The sequence below is a fragment of the uncultured Streptococcus sp. genome (assembly GCF_963521255.1).
In the GTDB taxonomy this organism is placed as follows: Bacteria; Bacillota; Bacilli; order Lactobacillales; family Streptococcaceae; genus Streptococcus.
Genome location: NZ_CAUQTU010000012.1, coordinates 34,913 through 55,993, shown reverse-complemented (window position 1 = coordinate 55,993; position 21,081 = coordinate 34,913). Strand labels below are relative to the sequence as shown.

Annotated in this window: 18 protein-coding genes; 1 reads left to right on the top strand and 17 read right to left on the bottom strand. The window is 40.4% G+C overall.

The window, feature by feature from the left end; all coding sequences use genetic code 11:
* Positions 1 to 148: 148 nt before the first annotated feature.
* The 6 genes from RWP09_RS08465 to mecA all read right to left on the bottom strand — a co-directional run bounded on the left by RWP09_RS08465 (position 149) and on the right by mecA (position 7,768).
* Positions 149 to 1,897, bottom strand: a complete 1,749-nt coding sequence (locus tag RWP09_RS08465; protein ID WP_314436579.1) for an ABC transporter ATP-binding protein — start codon at positions 1,895 to 1,897, stop codon at positions 149 to 151.
* A 1-nt stretch (position 1,898) separates the two neighbouring features.
* The gene (locus RWP09_RS08460) at positions 1,899 to 3,623 is read right to left on the bottom strand and encodes an ABC transporter ATP-binding protein (RefSeq protein ID WP_314436575.1); all 1,725 of its coding nucleotides are present in this window, start codon (positions 3,621 to 3,623) and stop codon (positions 1,899 to 1,901) included.
* Positions 3,624 to 3,683: 60 nt separating this feature from the next.
* On the bottom strand, positions 3,684 to 4,622 hold the full coding sequence (gene msrB, locus RWP09_RS08455; protein WP_314436572.1) for a peptide-methionine (R)-S-oxide reductase MsrB: 939 nt from the start codon (positions 4,620 to 4,622) through the stop codon (positions 3,684 to 3,686).
* A gap of 98 nt (positions 4,623 to 4,720) precedes the next feature.
* On the bottom strand, positions 4,721 to 5,590 hold the full coding sequence (gene thrB / locus RWP09_RS08450; RefSeq protein WP_314436570.1) for a homoserine kinase: 870 nt from the start codon (positions 5,588 to 5,590) through the stop codon (positions 4,721 to 4,723).
* Position 5,591: 1 nt separating this feature from the next.
* Positions 5,592 to 6,878 carry a homoserine dehydrogenase gene (locus tag RWP09_RS08445; RefSeq protein ID WP_314436567.1) on the bottom strand — a complete coding sequence of 429 codons (1,287 nt, stop codon included), beginning with the start codon at positions 6,876 to 6,878 and terminating at the stop codon, positions 5,592 to 5,594.
* A 152-nt stretch (positions 6,879 to 7,030) separates the two neighbouring features.
* Positions 7,031 to 7,768, bottom strand: a complete 738-nt coding sequence (gene mecA, locus RWP09_RS08440) for an adaptor protein MecA (RefSeq protein WP_314436564.1) — start codon at positions 7,766 to 7,768, stop codon at positions 7,031 to 7,033.
* 124 nt (positions 7,769 to 7,892) lie between these two features.
* On the opposite strand from mecA, the gene RWP09_RS08435 reads away from it, so the two are divergent.
* Complete coding sequence (locus RWP09_RS08435; RefSeq protein ID WP_314436561.1) at positions 7,893 to 9,371, top strand: oligosaccharide flippase family protein; 1,479 nt, start codon at positions 7,893 to 7,895, stop codon at positions 9,369 to 9,371.
* 95 nt (positions 9,372 to 9,466) lie between these two features.
* Here RWP09_RS08435 and RWP09_RS08430 read toward each other — a convergent pair whose 3' ends face one another.
* The 11 genes from RWP09_RS08430 to aroC all read right to left on the bottom strand — a co-directional run bounded on the left by RWP09_RS08430 (position 9,467) and on the right by aroC (position 21,078).
* Entirely contained in the window at positions 9,467 to 10,279 is an 813-nt protein-coding gene (locus tag RWP09_RS08430) for a LicD family protein (protein WP_314436558.1), read from the bottom strand.
* Positions 10,280 to 10,337: 58 nt separating this feature from the next.
* Positions 10,338 to 12,497, bottom strand: a complete 2,160-nt coding sequence (locus RWP09_RS08425; RefSeq protein ID WP_314436556.1) for a LicD family protein — start codon at positions 12,495 to 12,497, stop codon at positions 10,338 to 10,340.
* Between the two features lie 21 nt (positions 12,498 to 12,518).
* Positions 12,519 to 13,487 carry a glycosyltransferase family 2 protein gene (locus RWP09_RS08420; RefSeq protein WP_314436554.1) on the bottom strand — a complete coding sequence of 323 codons (969 nt, stop codon included), beginning with the start codon at positions 13,485 to 13,487 and terminating at the stop codon, positions 12,519 to 12,521.
* On the bottom strand, positions 13,484 to 14,329 hold the full coding sequence (locus RWP09_RS08415; protein WP_314436551.1) for a phosphorylcholine transferase LicD: 846 nt from the start codon (positions 14,327 to 14,329) through the stop codon (positions 13,484 to 13,486). The genes RWP09_RS08420 and RWP09_RS08415 overlap by 4 nt, the downstream gene beginning before the upstream one ends.
* Before the next feature lie 125 nt (positions 14,330 to 14,454).
* A complete protein-coding gene (locus RWP09_RS08410; protein WP_314436548.1) occupies positions 14,455 to 15,765 on the bottom strand; it encodes an LCP family protein in 1,311 nt (436 codons plus the stop codon).
* On the bottom strand, positions 15,762 to 16,610 hold the full coding sequence (gene pheA, locus RWP09_RS08405; RefSeq protein WP_314436546.1) for a prephenate dehydratase: 849 nt from the start codon (positions 16,608 to 16,610) through the stop codon (positions 15,762 to 15,764). The genes RWP09_RS08410 and pheA overlap by 4 nt, the downstream gene beginning before the upstream one ends.
* Complete coding sequence (locus RWP09_RS08400; protein ID WP_314436543.1) at positions 16,607 to 17,083, bottom strand: shikimate kinase; 477 nt, start codon at positions 17,081 to 17,083, stop codon at positions 16,607 to 16,609. The genes pheA and RWP09_RS08400 overlap by 4 nt, the downstream gene beginning before the upstream one ends.
* Positions 17,076 to 18,359 (bottom strand): 3-phosphoshikimate 1-carboxyvinyltransferase, encoded by a 1,284-nt coding sequence (gene aroA / locus RWP09_RS08395; protein WP_314436540.1) that lies wholly within the window; start codon positions 18,357 to 18,359, stop codon positions 17,076 to 17,078. Before aroA ends, RWP09_RS08400 begins: the two co-directional genes overlap by 8 nt.
* Positions 18,360 to 18,449: 90 nt before the next feature.
* Positions 18,450 to 18,788 (bottom strand): YlbF/YmcA family competence regulator, encoded by a 339-nt coding sequence (locus RWP09_RS08390; protein WP_314436537.1) that lies wholly within the window; start codon positions 18,786 to 18,788, stop codon positions 18,450 to 18,452.
* Between the two features lie 10 nt (positions 18,789 to 18,798).
* Positions 18,799 to 19,902: a prephenate dehydrogenase gene (locus RWP09_RS08385; RefSeq protein WP_314436534.1), complete on the bottom strand. Its 1,104-nt coding sequence runs from the start codon at positions 19,900 to 19,902 to the stop codon at positions 18,799 to 18,801.
* Between the two features lie 9 nt (positions 19,903 to 19,911).
* Entirely contained in the window at positions 19,912 to 21,078 is a 1,167-nt protein-coding gene (aroC, locus tag RWP09_RS08380) for a chorismate synthase (protein ID WP_314436531.1), read from the bottom strand.
* Positions 21,079 to 21,081: the final 3 nt, after the last annotated feature.

Below are 21,081 nucleotides of genomic sequence, written 5' to 3'. Positions count from 1 at the left end.
ACGGTGTTTTGAGCAACCTACGGCTAGCTTCCTAGTTTGCTCTTTCATTTTAATTGAGTATTACAGTGAATAATTTTTCTAGCTATTGTAACAAAAAAGTCACCCTAAGGCAACTTCTTTTGTCTATAAGATTTCAAAGTAGAAAGGATTATTCAGAGCTAAAAGCTGCAGCTTGCTGCATTTGGTAATACTTGCCCTTTCGAACCATAAGATTTTGATGGTTACCATACTCAACAATGCCGCCATCCACCAAGACAAGAATCAGATCCGCATCCTGAATGGTAGACAAGCGGTGGGCGATGATAAAGCTAGTACGCCCCTTCATGAGTTTGGCAAAGGCATCCTGTACCAACACTTCTGTCCGAGTATCGATGGAAGAGGTTGCCTCGTCTAAGATAAGAATCTTTGGAATAGCCAGAAAGACTCGGGCGATGGTCAAGAGCTGGGCTTGCCCAACAGAGAGAGATTCTCCTGCATTTTCCAACTTGGTATCATAGCCTTGAGGTAACTGTTGGATGAAAAAGTCTGCATTGGCTGCTTTGGCAGCAGCAATTACCTTCTCCCGACTGGCATCAGAATTTCCAAAGGCAATATTGTCATGAATGGTCCCTTGCTTGAGCCAGGTTTCTTGGAGCACCATGCCAAACTGCTGTCTCAATGACGCTTGGGTATAGTCGTAAATGGAACGACCATCTAACAAGATATCTCCTGAGTTAATGGGATAAAACCGCATGAGGAGATTGATAAGGGTTGATTTTCCAGCACCTGTCGGACCAACGATGGCCACCTTGCTACCAGCTGGAATATCAATAGATAAATCCTTAATCAAAATCTTTTCAGGATGGTAGCCAAAAGAGACCTGTTTAAAGGAAATAGCTCCCTTAACTTGGTCACTGATCAAGACTCCCTTGCCTGTTTCAGCCACTTCAGGGCTATCTAAGACTCCATAGACACGCCCTGCACAAGCGAGTGCGCTTTGCAACTCTGCTAGCACTGAAGAAATATCATTAAAGGGCTTAGTGTACTGTTGGACATAATTCAAAAAAGTCACTAAACGCCCGATAGTCAAGGTGGAACCCATCATGATACGATAAGCTCCCACTCCAGCTAGAAGGGCATAAATAAGCGCATTGACAAAGCGCGTCGAAGGATTAACCGTTGATGAATAAAAGATAGCTGACTGCGAATAACCTGCATAGTTGTCATTAGCCTCACGCAGCCTTTGGATAAATTCTGCCTGAGCATTAAAGGACTGGATAATGGTCTGCTGGCTAAGAGATTCTTCAATCAACTGTGTCTGAATTCCCCTAGTCTCTGTTTGCTTCTGGAAGAGATGATAGGAGCGTTTGGCAATGAAGCGTGAAATCACCATAGACAGTGGCGTCAACAGCAAGACTAAGAGGGTCATGAGGAGATGAATTTGGAGCATGACAAGAATACTAACCAAAATCATCAAGACACCAATGAAGAATTGGTTAAAAATCATGGTCAAGCCAGCTGCCAATTGTTCGATGTCTGTGGTTACACGACTAACCATCTCCCCACTACCTTGCCGATCCACAAAGGCAATCGGTAAACGATGGAGTTTATGGATGATTCGCTCTCGCAAGTCTTTGGTATAAGAAAAGATTAGGCGATTATAGAGGAGAGGATTGGCCCATTGTACCAGAGTATTTCCTATGACCACCAAGAGCATCTGGAGAAAAATCTGCCAAAAAACTGGTGAAGAACCAGCCACCAGAACTTGGTCAATGACCTGTCCAATCAAGATAGGAAGATAAATTGATAAGGCAACTTGGGCAATGGTTCCTAGAAAGGCTAGGAAAATAAGGAAAGGGTGACTTGCAAAGTCTTTGGCCAAACGTGTGAGTGTTTGATTTGCAGTTTGTCGTCTCATGCTAATCCTCCTTTCCATGTTGAGATGCATTGATTTCGCGATAAACTTGACTAGATTTCATCAAGTCCTCGTGCTTGCCGATAGCTAGAAGCTCCCCTTTTTCCAAGAGGAGAATCTGGTCAGCCATCTGTAAAGTCGATGTTCTCTGAGAAATCAAGATTAAGCTCGTATTTGGCAGATTTTCTCGAATAGCTTTCAAGAGCCTAGACTCGGTAATGGTGTCGAGGGCCGAAGTCGCATCATCTAGGATGAGAAACGGAGCTTGGCGCAATACTGCTCGAGCGACCGACAGCCTTTGTTTTTGTCCGCCTGAGAAATTTCGTCCTCCTGCCTCAACTAGGGCATCCAAGAGTCCTTCCTTTTCACTTACAAAGTCCTTTGCTTGCGCAATCTCCAAGGCCTGCCAAATTTCTTGGTCAGTTACTTCTTGATGTAAACCTAGAGTCAGGTTGGAACGAATACTTCCCTTAAAGAGTTCGACCTTTTGAGGCACATAGGCAATCCAAGACCGCCACTGCTCCAAATTAAGAGGACTACGTCCATTTCGATAAAGGGAAATGCTTCCCTTATCTGCTGGATAAAGTCCAAGTAAGACTTGCACCAAGCTTGACTTACCAGAACCTGTTCCTCCAATGATACCAAGGATTTGTCCTTGCTTCATATCAAATGAAATGTCTCTCAGAGAAGGCTGGGCTGCATCAGGATAGGTAAAGGTCAGTTCTTGAACTTGTAAAACCTGATTACTAGTAGCTTGCTTTGGTTCCAACTCTGAATGGATATTTTCTGGAGCCTCAGCAAAGACTTCCTCGATTCGCTTGGCTGAGATATAGGACTGGTTTAGAGAATTGATCAGCATAGCTAGCTTGACCAATTCCACCAAAATCTGTAAGAGATAGTTGATAAGGGCAATGAGAGCACCTTGACTTAGCAAACCTCCTTGAATTGAAAGATAGCCCTGCCAGATGATAACAAGGAGAGTTCCATTAACAATCAGATAGGTCAAAGGTGTTAATAAACTAGACAAGAAGCCAGTTTTTTCTTGCAATCTAGCATAGACTTGGTTAAGAGTTTGAAAAATCTGTAACTCTCGTTTTTCTTGTCCAAAAGCACGAATAACTCGCATACCTTGTAATTGCTGGCGCGTTTCCTGAACTAGTTGGTCCGTTTTCTTTCTAAGACTGCTGTAGAGAGGATTAACCAGTCTAGAGAGCCCTACAATAACAATGGTCAAAATGACAACCATGACCAAGAACCAGAAAGTCAGCCCAGCTGAGATGCGATAAGCCATAAAAATGGCACCAAAAACGATAATAGGCGCTCGCAAAAAGAGACGCAGGAATTGATTGATCCCAGTCTGAATCTGGTAAGTGTCCGAAGTCAAGCGAGTGACCAAGCTAGAAGTTGTCAGACGGTCTCTGCTGTCCTTGGGTAAGGAAAGAATATGACGATAAAGGTCGTCTGTCAGTCCTTTGGAAAATCCAACTGCAGCCTTAGCTGAGTAGAACTGGGCTATTAAGGCCACTACAACACCAATTACTGCAAAGATAAGGAGCAGACCAATCTGCATCCAGAGATGTCCTTGATCTCCCTGAGGTAAAGATTGGTCAACAATCCCAGCAATCACCATAGGAACCAAGAGCTCAAACACAGCTTCTAAAAGCTTGAACAAGGGTGCTAAAATCGATTCCTTGATGTAGGGTTTGAAGTAAGATAATAGGTGTTTCATAAATCCCTTCTATTCGTTTTCTAGAAATGAAGAAAGTGGGAAGCGCCCACCATCTCTGATTTATTTGTTTAAGTAAGGTAGTAGATAGCTATATCCTGCTTCTTCCATCTCATCCTTGGCCACAAAGCGCAAGGAAGCAGAATTGATACAGTAACGAAGGCCACCTAACTCACTTGGGCCATCTGTGAAAACATGACCCAAGTGAGCATTGCCCGACCGAGAACGAACCTCAATTCGCTCCATTCCATGGCTGAGATCCTTGTAATAATGAATCAATTCCTTGGAAATCGGACGGCTAAAACTTGGCCAACCACAACCTGAGGCAAACTTATCCTTGGCAAAAAAGAGTGGCTCACCTGTCGTGATGTCTACATAAATTCCCTCTTCAAAGGTTTGGTCATAGGCATTGGTAAATGGAGCCTCTGTAGCAGCTTCTTGGGTAACACGATAAGCCTCTTCTGATAAGCTTTCCTTTAACACTTCTTGGCTAGGCTTTTCATAGTTTGCTGCATCAATCAATGGCTTCTCAGCATCAGTCACATCGATATGACAGTAACCTGAAGGATTCTTCTTAAGATAGTCTTGGTGGTAATCTTCAGCCAGAATGTAATGACGTAGTTTCTCCACTTCCACTGCAATCTTTCGACCAAGCATGCGCTCCTGCTCCTGCACCACTGTGTAGATAGCTGGTAAGTCTGCTTCATCCTGGTAATATATACCGGTCCGATACTGGCGACCACGGTCATTCCCTTGTTGATTGACTGATAATGGATCAATAACACGGAAATAATAAAGTAAAATCTCTCTGAGTGAAACTGCCTTCTCATCGTAAATCACTTGAACCGTTTCTGCATGGTCTGTTTCCTTGAGCAACTGGTAATTGGTCGTTTCAACTTGTCCATTAGCGTAGCCAACACTGGTTACTAATACACCAGAAATGCGTGAAAAATACTCCTCTAGGCCCCAAAAACAACCACCTGCTAGATAAATTTCTGCCATCTTTATTTCTCCTTTATCAAGTTTTTAACTCGAATTCTTTTCAAAAAAAGGATAGGAAGCCCTCTGGTCGAGAGTTTCCCCATCCTATCTTCTATTCTTTATTTTGCTTCTACACGGACACCTTGGGTATCAACCTTCAAGTCATGAAGTTTTCCTTTGAAAGGTTGCTTTTCCAATTCTGCCTTAATCGTTGGCATCTTGTCATGAGAAGCCAAGACCATCACTGTTGGTCCTGCACCAGAGAGATAGGTCGCATAGGCACCATTCTCTTTGGCTACTTGCTTAATCATCGCAAATTCTCTCACCAAGTCCTGACGATAGCGCTCGTGGAAGAGGTCTCCCTCGATTGCTTGCCCAGCTGTCACCATGTCTCCTGCCAACAAGGCCGCAACCGCCACATTGGCGATAGAACTAGCAGCAACAGCTTCCTTATAGGACAATTTCTTAGGCAAGACACCACGGCTGTCTCGAGTGCGCAATTCATAGTTTGGAATGTAGGCTAGGAAATCACATTCTGGGAAATCTGCTACGATAGCTGAAACTTGCCCTTCAACAGAGCTCGCAACAACGAGATTACCATAAATGGCTGGAGCCACATTGTCAGGATGTCCTTCAATCTTGGTTGCTAACTGCAACTTTTCATGGTCAGATAAGTTGAGATTCCCCAGTTGGTTGGCTAGTTCAATCCCAGCAACGATAACCGAGCTAGAAGAACCCAAACCACGCGCCAAGGGAACATCACTGGTCATTTTCAAACGTCTTGGCTGCAAGTCTGGTACAATTTGCAAAGCGATTTTGAGCAAGAGATTGCGCTCGTCATGTGGTATCCATTTGCCAATCTGGTGTTCAATCAGCCACTCATCCCGTTCTTCACAGACCTCAATTTGAAGATACTTGGTTACAGCTACACCGACCGAGTCAAAACCTGGCCCGATATTGGCACTGGTTGCAGGTACAATAATCTTCATCTTATTCTCCTAGCACCTTGAAGGTATTCAAGAGGTCGAATTCTGAAACCTTCTTCAATTCAGCTGAGACATTTTCAAGCTGGGCTTTATTGATCTTATGTGTAATGATGACAACACGCGCCTTATCACCTTCTTTGCCATCTTGGAGGATTTGCTTGAAGGAAATATCTTGGGCATTAAAGATTTCAGCCAACTTCAAGACCTGACCTTTTGAGTCTGGTGCCAAGATTGAGAAGTAGTAATTTGCTTTGACATCCTCTGGATTTGCCAAGACCAAGTCACGGCTATATTCGTTGAAGTCTTTGCCAATGGTACCATCATTCAGGCGACGAACGATACGGACAATATCTGCTACAACACTTGTTGCAGTTGGTTTTTGACCAGCACCTGGTCCGTAGTACATAGACTCACCAATACCGATAGATTCTACAAAGACAGCGTTCATTACCCCATTCACACTAGCAAGTGGATGCGCTTTAGGAAGGAAGGTTGGAGTCACTTCTACAGCAATACCTGAAGAAGTTTCCTCAATAGAACCAACCAATTTCACTACATAGCCAAGTTCTTGAGCTACAGCTACGTCTTCTGGTGTGATATTGCGGATTCCCTTGTGGGCTACATCATCAAAGGCAACCTTCATGCCAAAAGCAAATTGGCTCAAAATAACCATCTTGTAGGCTGCATCAATCCCATCCACGTCGTTTGTCGGGTCGCTTTCTGCAAATCCTAGACGTTGCGCTTCCGCAAGAGCATCATCGTAAGACCATCCTTCTTCCACCATCTTGGTCATCATGAAGTTGGAAGTTCCGTTAACCACACCAAGTACACGCGTGATTTTATCAGAAGCCAAGGAATTTGCTAGAGTGCGAAGAATTGGAATCCCACCAGCTACTGCTGCTTCGTAGTAAAGTGCTACCTTGTTGGCTTTAGCGATTTCTAGCAATTCTGCGCCATGGACAGCCAAAAGGTCCTTGTTAGCAGTAACAACGTGTTTCCCAGCTTCCAAGGCACGAGTGATAAAGGTCTTAGCAGGTTCGATACGCCCCATCAATTCCACTACGATGGTAATGTCTTGATCTGACAAAATATCATCCACGTTGGTTACAAAATTAAAGTCATTCCCTGCTGCAAGCAAGCGATTCTTTTCATCTTCATCCTTGACCAATACCTTAGCAACTTCAATCTCTGAATGTGCTGATTGATTGATTTTTTCTCCATTTTCCTTTAGGAGGAAAGGCACACCACTTGCAACGGTACCAAATCCTAGTAAAGCAATTTTAACTGTCATGTTTATCTCCTCGAAATTTTCTAATATAGCCATTATAACAGAATTTTGTGAAAATTCCTATTATAGTAAATCACTATTTCAGTCTAGAAAAGAAAAAAACGAATCAAACGATTCGCTCTTCCTAAAATCTAGAAATAATTTTCCAGAAATGGTTATCCAATCTTTTGCAGATTAAGCACTGCATCGTGATTCATCAAGACTTGGCCATACTCTTGCAAGACTGAGCGACTGATTTCACTATCGTCCGCAAACTCGCGCATACGAGCCAAGAGCCAAGCTGGATATGGACTTGGATGATTTTCAATATCCACTAAAATGGTCAAATAATAGCGCTCATTCATCTTGTAGAGTTCAGAAGTTTCCATCTCAAAAGTCACTGTCTTTGAAAAAGCCACCAAATCAGCTAACTTAGAAAAAGAAAGGATGTAATAGATGTAGGGCTCTTTCTTGTTCTCAACTTCTTGTTCAGCTTGCTCCTGCTCTTCTTCCTTGGCTTCAACTTGCTCTAAAGATTGAATCGCTTCAATATCATCTTTAGTCTTTTCTGCGATGCTTTTTTCTAAGGTTTTGATAAATTCATCTGGCGACATTTGAGCCAATTCTTCCATATCTGGTAAATCCGATAAGTCTTCAAAATCTAGATTTTGGTCAATCTTTGATTTTGTTACAAAGACATCTACCTTATCAGGTTTTGGAGTCACACGGAAGCTCAACATACCTGTATCTAGAAAGCTATCAGGCATCTCTAACTCATCCAAGATAGCATAAAAGAACTCTTCTGTTTTTTCTTGAGGGACGAGAAAGTCAGCAATCTCCATTCCTCGATCCATCAAATCCTCTAAAGACATCGTGATTTTCAAAGTTGTATCACTAATTTGTTTCATTTTCATTGCTAGTAACCTCATACTTTCAGTTCTATCTATTATACTAGATTTTTACGATTTTATCAAAAGAATGAAGCGAGAATGTGATATAATACTAGAGACCATTTTACAATACAAGAAAGAAAGTACAATGAAAAATATAAAAGTTAATGCACTGGCTAGCTTACTAGTCAATGTTCTCAATATCGTTTTTCCGCTGATAACCAATCCCTATCTGACAAGGATTCTCAGCAAATCCAACTACGGTTATTTCAATACCGCCAATACCTGGGCTAGCTTTGTCATTCCTTTAGCCGCCTTCGGAATCTACAACTACGGAATTCGAGCTATCAGTAAGGTCAAGGATGATAAAAATAAAATCAACTATGTTTTCTCCAAGTTATTCTATATCTCCATTATTACATCTGTTCTAACAACAAGTATCTATTTCCTATTTATTTATCTGGATAATAGTATTGAAAATTTGAAAGAACTATACTATATACTTGGTGTCCAGGCTCTCTTCCAATTCCTTTATATCGAGTGGATGAATGAAGCTTATGAAAATTATGCATTCATCTTATACAAAACATTGGTTATTCGTATTGCCATGTTGGTCGCTATCTTCACCTTTGTAAAAACTCCAAATGATATCGTACCTTATGCAATCATCATGAGTGCAACGACAATTCTCAACTATCTACTCAGTTTTCTCTGGATTAAGCGAGAAGTTTCCTTTGTTAAGATTGGTCTTGTCGAATTAATCAAAGCATCTAAGCCACTCTTGACCATGTTGCTTCTAGCTAATGCCAATATGCTCTACACCTTACTTGATAGAATGTTTATCACCAAAGGGCCTGATGAAAACTATATTTCTTATTATACCATTGCTTTCAGCATCGTTATGTTGATTGCCAGTGTCCTGAGTGGAGCTATCAACGTCAGTATTCCACGTCTCGGCTACTATCTCGGTAAGAAAGACTACGAATCTTATAAAAATCTTCTGAACCAAGGAGCCGCCCTCTTTTATTTCCTTATCATTCCAACCAGTATTGGGATTATGGTATTAGGGAACTACGCAGCAGTCATCTACTCTTCTGAAAAATACCTCGAAGCAGGTATTGTGACTAGTGTCTTCGCCTTTCGTACCATCATCTGGGCCATTGAGTTAATCCTTGGTAAACAAATTATCTTCATCAACGACCACGAAAATCGTTTAACAGCCTTTTACTTTATTGGTGGTGGTGCTAATATCCTACTCAACAGTCTCTTGTATTTCCATAATATTTTTGCACCAGAGTACTACATTGCTACTACTATCATCGCAGAAACTGTAGTTGTTCTACTGGAAATTTACTTTATCAAGAAACATCATCTACTTGACTTAAAAGAAATCTTTACTACTTTAACACGCTATACTATTGTATCGCTCGGATTCATTCCGATCTATTTTGCGTTTAAATTCCTTTTCCAAATCAACTCTTATACAGTCAACTTCAATATGATACTCATGGTTCTCTCGACTGTTGCGACTTGCGGTATCTATTATCTCTTGACGCTATTTCTTACAAAAGATAAAACACTCCACTATGCACTCAATCTTGCACTTGCTAAGATTAAAAGAAATTAAAAAATAACCTACCTATCAAAAACAAGGAATATTCCAGTAGATAGGTAGGCTATTTATTTTATCGAATTATTAAATCAAAGCAATTTACTCATAAATTAATCAATCCAGTAATTTTTATCAGTTCCTGGATGTTGATTTTCAATAGGCGGAGGAGTCATATAGTCTTCACCAAATTCGTAAACCAGAATCTCATGGAATTTTCTAGGAACCTTCACAAGAATATTCTCATATGGCATTTCAATTGTATCATATAACCACTCTTTCTTAATTCCACTGGGATAGTAAGAGTCATAAGTAGTACATGCAAGATCTGTAGCCTGCTCAACATCATATTGCAAAGCTAACTTCTCCAATTTTTCATTCCATTTCTGTGGAGAAGTCAGTCTGAAAATTGCAGATGCAACATAACGTGGTAAATTCTTGACACCTCCATTATCTATTTTGACTCCTTTAAAATTCAGAGACGAAAGTCTAATAAATTGTTTATAAAGTCTCATCTGTTTTCTATCATGTTCATCTGTAACAACTCCATCGTATGGAAAAATGTCAACACAAGTACCTAGAATAACTGACTTATCTAAAAGATTAGCATCTCGACGTGTCCTCACATCATAGACTCGCATATAACTGTAAGGATACCCCTTTGTTTCTCTGAATGAAATTAATTTGTAGTAGGGATGATTTTCATTTTTTAAAACCTTATACAGTTTTTCAAATTCATCACGCGCTAAGGAAATATCTGTATCATCATCCCAAGGAATAAAACCTTTATGGCGTACAGCTCCTAGTAAGGTTCCAAAATCAATAAAATATTTGATTTCATGTTCCTCACACAATTCATGCAAATAGTTTAAAATATCTAATTCAATTTGTTTAATTTCTTCAAGAGTCAAAATTTTCTCTGACATCTATTATTCACTCCTAATCTTTTTACATTGAGTCAATGGTTTCTTCATTTCAATAACATCACTGAGATACCTTAATAATTTTCCACAATTGAAAATCATGATGAGAGAACCTTAGCTCAACTGGTGGTAATTGCATGTAGTCTCCGTAGTCCGAGGTCAGAATTTCATGATAATTTTTTGGAATCATAAATTCCTTACCTTCGAATGTTCCAGTAGTAACTTGTTCTAGCCATTCGCGTCTCCACACTGGTTTGTTCATATCCTTGTAGATAAGATAATCCACTTCCTCATAATCCGACACTTTACGTGATTTAGCAAGTTCATCAATGCCTCTAATATACTTATTCGTATTTGTGAAATAGAAGACAATAACTGATATATAGCGAATTAAAGAATTTAGTAGACTTTTAGTATTGGTAATACCTTTAAATGTATAACAGCTTAATTGACGTTTTTTTATAAGTCTCGTCATTTTATCTTTAAAAACAGAATCATCCTCATAACCATCTACAGGGAAAATATCTACATAAATCCCCATATTTGAATCAATGCGAACATCTTCTTCTAACAAATAAGTTTGATTATCCTGCACTTTCATGAAGGGATAGACATAGTTGAGATTATTTTTATAAGACATCACTTCGTAACGTTCGTCAGGGTTAGAGATAAGGTAGTCTTGCAACTTTTCATAATCTTCTCGTAACATACAGATATCCATGTCATCATCCCAAGGAATAAAACCTTTATGACGAACCGCACCGATAAGACTGCCATAAGCTAGGAAATATTTGACACCAATTTTCTGACAAGTTTCATGAATGTATTCCATGATTCCTAGTTCCATCTGTTGAATCTCTATAATATCAGTTACTTCCTGATAACGAATACCTTCATCACGTTTGCAAACAACTAATCCATAACCAATAATCAACCAAAAGATAATATTAATAAAGTTAGTTGAGTACATAATCTGACTTTCAAATAATTGACCGAACAAGATGCCAAAGAAAAGAATCATAATCAACTTTTCAGAGTTCTTTTTAGAAACAATCAAATAAGTCAAAAAGCGCTTAAATATATATCCTAGTAGAAGTAGAAAGGATACTAAACCTAAAATTCCAGAACTAACAAATATCGTTACCAAAATGTTATGGAAATTTCCACCAATAAGAGAATTTTGAATCTCAAATTTACTGAAATATTTTGTGTAATAATCTGGAACATTTCGTACACCGTAACCAAAAATTGGTTTCTCACTTCCCATTTTTATAGCATTTTTCCAAATATAAGTTCTACCACTAGGTGTTGTTTCTATTAGATGAAGTTCTCCTGTTTTTTTTATAACTGAAGAATCCGTTTCTGCATAAGATTGTCCTTTATTTAAGTCTAATACAGTCGCTTTCCCCGAGGATATGTAAATAGAAGTTACATAACTCAATCCGATGTTAGCAGCAGAAACAAGTAAAGCAGAAACTATAAAGATAAGAAATCGCTTAGCTAACTTACCCCTGTTAATAAAGAAACTATAAAACCCAAGCATTAACACTAAAGATAATAAAGCTCCTCTACTTTGCATGGTTGCAAAATAAACTAATTGAATCACATTATTCAGTTTAAGATAGACAGAAAATTTACTTCCTTTATGAATCAAATACATAGCCAAAACAATGCTAATGTATGAAAATATCGCACTAGCATTTGGATTAACAATCCCCCACAGACGTCCATTCATAACACCATAGTAATAAGATTGCTGTCCAATTTTAAATAGGATAAGTACCTTACTTACTAATAATGTAAATGCAAAAATAGCAGAAGAAAAAGAAATAATTTGAATAGTGTAAGAAATCCAATCAAATAATTTCTTTAATTTACCTGATTCTAACATGGTAAATAATAAAATATAGGTTACCATAAAGAGGATCTCGATCACATTTCCAATCAAATGTCCGGAGCGATTGAAAATAGCAGATAAGAGATGACTTCCAGCTAATAGAGCAAATAAGAACAGAAATTTACGATCTACTGTGATTTTTTTCCACTTAAACAATAAGGTATAGCAAATATAAAGCACTACAATCGCTGACAATCCCTTATAAAGAGGATTTGCTATCTTATAAACCAGTGAACTCATACTTAAAATCGAAATGAAAACAAATAGATATGCAATCCATAGTTTTGATTTTTCAAAGTATTCATCCATTTTTGAAAAATTCATTTTCAACTCCTTCTCATAATATTAGTTTCTGAATCCAACAATTTTTTTATATATCCATGGAGAAAAGACAAGTGACAGGACAGCTATCTTACGAAATGTGGTGAAATATGTATCCTTCCATATTTCGTGTCGATGCTGAATAATCCAAGTCCTTAGTTCGACTTTCTCCTTTTGATACTGCTCAGATGAAGTAAATATGATTTTATCGTAGACTGTGATATATGACCAACATTCTCTATTTTTTAATTCATATTTTAAATTAGGAAATACTTGTGATACCTGAGCAATAATTCTCATATAAACTTTTATCGTATCAAATACATACCGATTAACAGATGTTGTCGCACTTCCCTCACGATGATCATAATAATAAATTGGTTTGTCAATAAATATGCTACTGCATCTTGTCTTTAGTAGCAATTCAGTTAAAAACAAGGCATCTTCTGCTAGATGGTAATCTGTATTAAATTTCGTATCTGCCAGCAGGTCTCTATTAAATAGTTTTGCGACTGGAAAAAATGATGTCTTAGTGGTCATCAGTAATTCTTTCATAGTTTCTTCTGTTGACCAAAGTTCTTTTCTACCAGAATACGGGGGTAAATCTGTCACTATTCCATTTTTGATATGGTGTAAAGGAGCAATCACAAAACCTACATTTTCTCCTTCAACTGCACTAGCTAAAGTAGCTAGGTAATCATTGGTGACGAAATCATCGCTATCAACAAAAGTTATCCAAGCACCCGTCGCTAGCTGAATTCCAACATTTCTAGCATTAGAAACACCAGCATTTTCGATATGGTAAACCTTGATATTTTCATACTGATCTGCTAAATCATCACAAATTTGTCCACTAGAATCAGTAGACCCATCATTTATTAGGATTAGTTCAAAATTAGTATAAGTCTGATGAAGAATTGACTCCACACATCGCTCCAGATAGGCTTCTACATTGTAGACTGGAACGATAACGCTAATTTTTTCACCCATCATGTTCCGTATTCTCCCTTGTACTCTGTATAACTCTTATCCATATCAGCGATAACAGCATCATGATGCGGTAGCTGCTTATCTGCTGGTGGAGGTGTCATGTAGTCTCCAAAAGCGGTGCTAAGATAGGCATCGTAGCCAACTGGAATAGGCATCTCTGTTCCTTCAAAGGGCAAGAAAAGATTATCCTCAAAAGATGCGATTGGGTACTTGTTTCTCATGTAGCCAGGACCTGAGCATAGTTCCGTGATTCCATCGCTCTCAGCTAGATCATACTTGGTCATTTCTTTTTCAGCTTTTTTCCAAATGCGATAACGGAGAGATTTTGGCGTCAAACCGAGTAAAATACGGCTTCCCCATTTCATAAGTGCACCATGCTTTTCTGGAATAGTTTGCGCACAAAAAAGAGAATAAATCAGTGCCCAACGAACCTGTTTTTTCCGCTCAGCTGGATTTTTCGGATAATAATCCAAAGGCAAAACATCCAAAGCCAAACCATGTGGCAAATCCAAATCTTGCTGGTAAGGTTTAATGCAGGTCGTTTCCTTGTCACGAATGGTAATAAAAAGATTACGGTCGACAAAATCCTTGTTACTCTTTGACAAGAAATAACGCTCATCTGCATAACGAGGCCATAATTCTGCCAATTTTTCATAATCCTTACGAGGCATAAAAAAGTCTAGGTCGTCGTCCCAAGGAATGAAGCCCTTGTTTCGAAGGGCACCAATAGCGCCTCCCCCACAGAGATAGCAAAGCAAATCATGTTCTTTACAAAAAGTCACAAAATATTCAGCCATCTCCAGACTTCGAGCCTGAATTGCTTTTAAATCAGTCATATTGTTCATTATTCTTTCTATCGTATCGTTTCATTATACCACAAATAAGGGCTGAAAATCTATTGCAGACTGTAAAAAATCAAAGCCTGATTGCTAGATAAATAGCCTTCAAACTTTGATTCTCCTATCTTATTTTATCTCAAGCCCATCTGAGATAATTTATTCTGATATTTATTTTGATCAACCAACAAGCCCAAGCCTCCATAGACATCATAGGCATCGACCCAATCACCTAGTTCTGGAACTGTTAATCTCTCAATGCCATTTTGCGCTCCATCTAGGAAGGATAAGCCATTGGTCAGTAGGAAACTATAAGGAACATTCGTAGAGGTCATGCCAAAGACCTTACCAAGTGCTTCTGATCCAGTAAAGAGTTTAGTTGGATCCTTGAGTTGTTGCAAAACAGCTGTCAACACTTGCTGTTGTCTCTTGGTACGACCGTAATCACCTTCATCATCATCACGGAAGCGAGCATAATTGAGCAAGGTTGATCCGTTCATCTGCTGCTTCCCAACTTTGATAGTCTGGGTTGGTGACTCTGTTTCCGTAGCATGTAAATCATCTCCCACCGTAGCTTCGGTTAAAGGTTGACCTTCTAAGGTTGAGAATTTGGCATCAATCGTCACCCCATCAGGAAATAAAGTGTCAATAGCGGTTGCGAAGGCCTGGAAGTCTACCAAGGCGTAGTACTTAATGTCCAAGTCAAAATTGTCTTTTAGGACTTTCCGGACCATTTCAGCACCTTTTTGGCCTTCTTGTTCCCCTAGTTCATAGGCCACATTCAACTTATTATCGGACTGCTTTCTACCGTTAATCACTTGGCTATAACCGTCTATATAAACCAAATTGTCACGCATGAAGCTGACCAGCTTGATTTTCCTATCTGAGCCACCAACGTTTAGTACCATAATAGAGTCCGTTCTAGTCTCAGCACTATTTTGGCCAATCCGTCCATCCGTTCCCATAATCAAAATATTGACCCCATCCTTGGTATCTTGACCATGAAAAACTTCTACTTGAGCTGCCTTGGCATTGGCAGGTTTGGTTGGATCCGCATTTGAATAACCTTTTAGGAACATAAAAATCATTCCAAAACCGACACAGGCCAGAAGGGCAAGCAATCCTGCAAAAATACGCCCCCAACGAATCTTGCGTTTTTTGGACTTAACCTTTGGAAGAGAATGACTTTTCTGGTATTTTTTTGCACGACTTCGGTTACCATAGGATGGAAGAGGAGACTGATTGACTGGTTCCATGAAAGACTCTTCCATATCGTGATTTTCATTATGAATTTCTGAAGAATCTTCACTACCACTAGCCATATTTAACTTACCTTGTAGGTAAGCAAACTCTTTTTTCTCTCGCTCATTGAGGTAATGAATGTTCTTAAAAAGGTAGTCATAACGTAACTGCTCGTGATGGCTTAAGGGATTTTCTTTACTCATCTTCTCTCCTTTCCATGGTCTGATATTGGATAAATAGGATAGGCACCCAGAACCTTATACTGGATTCCAATCGCTTCTAATTCTTTTTGGGCAAAGTTAACCAAGTCCTTATCGGCATAATCCACATCGATAATGAAAAAGTATTCGCCCAGTGCTGTCTTGAGTGGCCGACTTTCAATTTTTGTCAGGTCAATTCCTCGCCAAGCAAAAGTTGAAAGAGCTTTATAAAGTGCGCCTGGAAGGTTATCAGGTAAGGTCAAGGCCAAACTCATTTTCTCAGTTTGTGCTTGCAAGGGAATACTAGGCTTTTCAGCTCCCAAAACCCAGAAACGTGTGAAATTGGCTTCCATTTCCTGAATATCCTCGGCAATCAGTTCCAAGCCATATTCTTCTGCAGAACTTCGTGGTGCAATGGCTGCAAAGGGCTGGTCTGGATGTTCGGAAATAAAACGGGCCGCATAAGCTGTACTAGCTGTTACCTCGATTTGAGCCTCTGGATATTGTTCATCGATGAATTTCTTTCCTTGAGCCAAAGCCTGTGGATGTGAAAAAATCTTTTCAATCTTAGTATGGCCTGGAACCACCATCAACTGCTGATGAATAGGCTGAACGATTTCTGCTACTGCTTGGATGCGAGCCTGATGAAAAAGATAGTCCAAAGTTTCATGAACACTACCCTCGATAGAATTTTCAACTGGCACCACAGAATAGTCCACCAAGCCTTGCTCATAGGCCTTGATAACATCTGTAATATTGGCAAAGGCCTGCAATTCCTCCTGAGGAAAAGCTGTCTGCACAACGTGGTGTGAAAATGATCCCTTGGGACCTAGATAAGCAATTTTCATCTCAGTTCCTCTATAATTTCCTCTGGGCTTAACTCGGTCACATCCAAAACCCGACTAGCCACTTCCTCATACCAAGCCTGTCTTTCTTGAAAAATAGCTGCAAGTTCTTCCTTGCTATTATTTAGAAAAAGCGGGCGCTGATTATCCTTATCAGCTGATATGCGTTGGTAGAGGGTTTCAAAATCAGCTTTCAAGTAGATATTATCAGAATTTGTCTTTAGTAAGTCACGATTTCGCTGAGAAATGACCACTCCTCCGCCAGTTGACACAATTTGGTCTCTTTGTAGTAAATCAGCTAGGACTTCTGATTCTATCTGACGAAAGGCTTCTTCTCCCTTTTCAGCGAAAAATTCCGCAATAGGCATACCTAAGCGCTTCTCTATCAGAGCATCCATATCAAGGTAATTAGGGTCCAATCCACTAGCAATTGTGGATTTACCAGCACCCATAAATCCTAGTAACACCTTAGCCATGAATCAAGCTCTCCAAATCATCAAAGAAGCTAGGATAGCTGGTATTGATGGCTTCTGCACGATCAAGCTCCACTTGTCCATCTGCCACCAAAAGGGCCGCAATGGCTGTCATCATACCGATACGGTGGTCTCCAAACGTATTAACCCTAGCACCGTGCAGAGCTGATTTCCCTTTGATAATCATTCCATCTGCTGTAGGAGTGATATCTGCTCCCATGCTATTTAAGGCGTCTGCTACTACCTGAATACGGTCTGTTTCCTTGACCTTGAGTTCCTCAGCATCCTTGATAACTGTTACACCTTGGACTTGAGTCGCAAGCAGAGCGATAACTGGCAATTCATCAATCAAGCGTGGAATCAAAGCGCCACCAATCTCTGTTCCTTTCAGGTCTGAAGACTCAACAGTCAAGGTTGCAGATTTAGCGACTGGGTCAATTTCAGTAACTTCTAATTTTCCACCCATAGCGCGAATGACATCGATGATACCTGTACGCGTTTCATTAATACCAACATTCTTCAGCACTACACGAGAATTTGGAACAATCAAACCGGCAACTAACCAAAAGGCTGCACTGGAAATATCTCCTGGCACGACCACCTTTTGTCCTGTCAATTTTTGTGGTCCTTGGACTGTGATTTTCTTTCCGTCCACACTTAAATGACCACCAAATTGTTGCAACATATCTTCAGTATGATTACGGGTGCACTCTTTTTCGATAATAACGGACTTTCCCTGAGTCTGCAAGGCCGCAAACATCAAGGCTGACTTGACTTGGGCAGAAGCAATAGGTAACTCATAATGAATAGGTGTTAAATTTTTCGTTCCTTTTAAGCGAAGAGGAGGCAGGTCTCGCTCAGTTTGCCCAGAAATACTAACGCCCATTTTTTTCAGTGGAATAGTCACACGATCCATAGGACGTTTGGAAAGACTGTCGTCTCCGAACATCTCTACTTCAAAATCTGCACCGGCAAGGACACCTGAAATCAGACGAATCGAGGTGCCAGAATTTCCCATATCAAGGGCATTCTGCGGCGCTTTTAAGCCATCCATGCCTACACCTTGAATAGTAATAACCCCATCTTTGTCCTCAATTTCAACACCAAGGTCACGAAAAACCTGCATGGTTGACAAGACATCTTCACCACGCAAGATATCATAAACCTTGGTCTCACCCTCAGCCAAGCTTCCAAAAATAATGGAACGGTGACTGATAGATTTGTCACCTGGAACTCGGATACTGCCGTGTAAGTGGCTAATGTTTGTTTTTAGTTTCATACTGGACCTCATACTTGCAATACTTTTACTTATTTTATCATAAAAAGCCAGAAATTCCTTAAAATTTCTGACTTTATGATAGTTATTTTCTTATTTTAGCAATTCTGAAACTGGTTCAAAAACAATTTTTTCAATGTCAGAAAGGTAAATTGCCAATTGTTGTTGCTTGGTAAAGAATTCTGACAAGAGGATATTTCCTTGAATCTGCTTGCCAAAGTTTTCCATTTTCGCTTGGAAGGATGCATCTGGCATTTGACCTGTCTGTGCCAGTCTTTGAATTCCCTCTTGGAAAGCAACATATTCTGTAAAGATTTTGCTCGCCTCAGCATCTGCTGAAATAGCATCTTTAGCTGCTTTAACAGCCTTGTATTCAGGTAATTCGCGTAGACCGCGACTAAGTTCGTTTGCACTATCGTAAATATTTGACATGATTTTCTCCTTATTTGATAACGACTGTGTAGTCGGTGTTTTCTGTTATTAAATGCTCAGCCCTTTCCAAGTCTTGAGCATTTTTAAATGAAATTTGTAGGATTCCGTGAATATCCTCACGGTTTTCCTCGTTGATATGGATGTTAACCAAGGAAGTTCCACGTAGCAGTTCCAAAATCCGCAAGATGACATCTTCTTCATCGGGAACATCGACATAGAGGTCATAAGAGCTATCCACACCACCACGCTTATGGATTTCCATGGCCTGACGTTGCTCACGCGCTTGATTGAAAAAGTTCCAAATCTGCTCCTCATCTCCCTTGCTGATGGCTTGACCAATCGCTTCCAAACGCTCCTTGAAATCCGCAATCCGCTCTAGGATAGTCTCACGATTGGACAAGAGAATGGAAGTCCACATACCTGGCTCACTTTCCGCAATCCGAGTCATATCTCGAAAACCACCCGCCGCAAAGCGTCTTGCCATCTCATGTTTTTGAGCATAGACCGCGGTCTGCTCCATGAGACTAGAAGCCAGAATATGAGGAAAATGGCTAATCTGAGAAGTGACTCGGTCATGCTCCTTGGCATCAATCTCGATAAAGCGAGCATGAAGACCTGAAAGCAAATCCTTCATTTCCTCAAGCGTATTCTGACCTGTCAGACTCGAAGGTGTAAAGATATAATAGGCATTTTCAAAAAGATTGACATCCGCAGAAGCAGCCCCTGTCTTGTGACTACCAGCCATGGGATGAGCCCCGACAAAGCGAACAGACTTGCCAGCCAAATACTGCTCCGCCGCATCTACAATGGCTGACTTGGTTGAACCAGCATCTGAAATAATGACGCCTTCTTTCAAATCCAAGTTGGCCAATTCCTTAATAAAAGCAATAGTTTTCTTGATTGGCAAGCTGAGAATGATGATATCCGCCAGAGGAGCAAAACTGGCAAAATCATCTGTTGCACGGTCAATCATGCCTTCTTTTAAGGCGATATCTCTCGAAGCTTGACTACGATTATAACCTAAAATTTCATAATCAGGATGATCGCGTTTGATACCGAGTGCCATCGAGGCACCAATCAAACCAAGACCTGCGATATAGACTGTTTTTGCCATAGGAACTCCTTAATAGTTCTTTGTATAGTCTCGGTGTTTGGCTACCGCTTCTTTTAATTCCTCTAGATTGTCTGATGAGAATTTTTCAAGGATTTCTTGTGCCAGAACCGTTGCCACAACGGCTTCCATGACCACTCCTGCTGCTGGAAGAGCGGTCGGATCACTTCTCTCAACGGTTGCCTTATAGGGTTCATGGGTTTCAATATCCACACTCATGAGAGGCTTATAAAGAGTAGGAATAGGTTTCATGACGCCACGAACAACGATGGGTTGACCATTAGTCATACCACCTTCGAAACCACCTAAATTATTAGTACGGCGGGTATAACCGTCTTCTTTAGACCAGAGAATTTCGTCCATAACTTGGCTACCTTTACGGTAACCAGCTTCAAAGCCAAGACCAAATTCTACCCCTTTAAAGGCATTGATAGAGACAACTGCTTGGGCCAATCGCGCATCCAATTTTCTGTCCCATTGGACATAGGAACCAAGACCAACTGGAACACCTCCAACGACTGTCTCCACAACCCCACCGATGGTATCACCGTCACGTTTGATTTGGTCAATATAGTCCTTGATTTCCTGTTCTCTTTCTTGGTTGACAATAGAAACATCAGACTGGGCAGCTCGCTCCTTAATCTCAGCAACTGTGAGATTCTCAGGAACATCGATTTCCTTGCCACCAAAGACTACGACATGGTTGACAATCTCCATATCCAGCTCAGCCAAGAGGCGTTTGGCTACAGCTCCAACTGCCACTCGCATGGTGGTTTCACGGGCAGATGAACGCTCCAAAGAATTTCGCAAATCATCAAAACGGTACTTGATGCCCCCAACCAAGTCGGCATGTCCTGGGCGAGGATGGGTGATTTTTCGTTTGCTTTTAAGGCGGTCTTCAATGTCCTCCGCAGACATGATATCCAGCCATTTTTGGTGGTCCTTATTGATAACATCCATGGTAATGGGAGCCCCAGTCGTCTTCCCGTGACGAACGCCCGAAGTAAAGACAACCTGGTCACTCTCAATCTTCATACGGCCGCCACGACCGTAGCCACCCTGACGGCGTTTAAGGTCTCCATTGATATCCTCAGCTGTCAAAGGAAGTCCAGCTGGAATTCCCTCAATGATAGCTGTCAGACGGGGGCCGTGTGATTCTCCTGCAGTTAAATATCTCATACA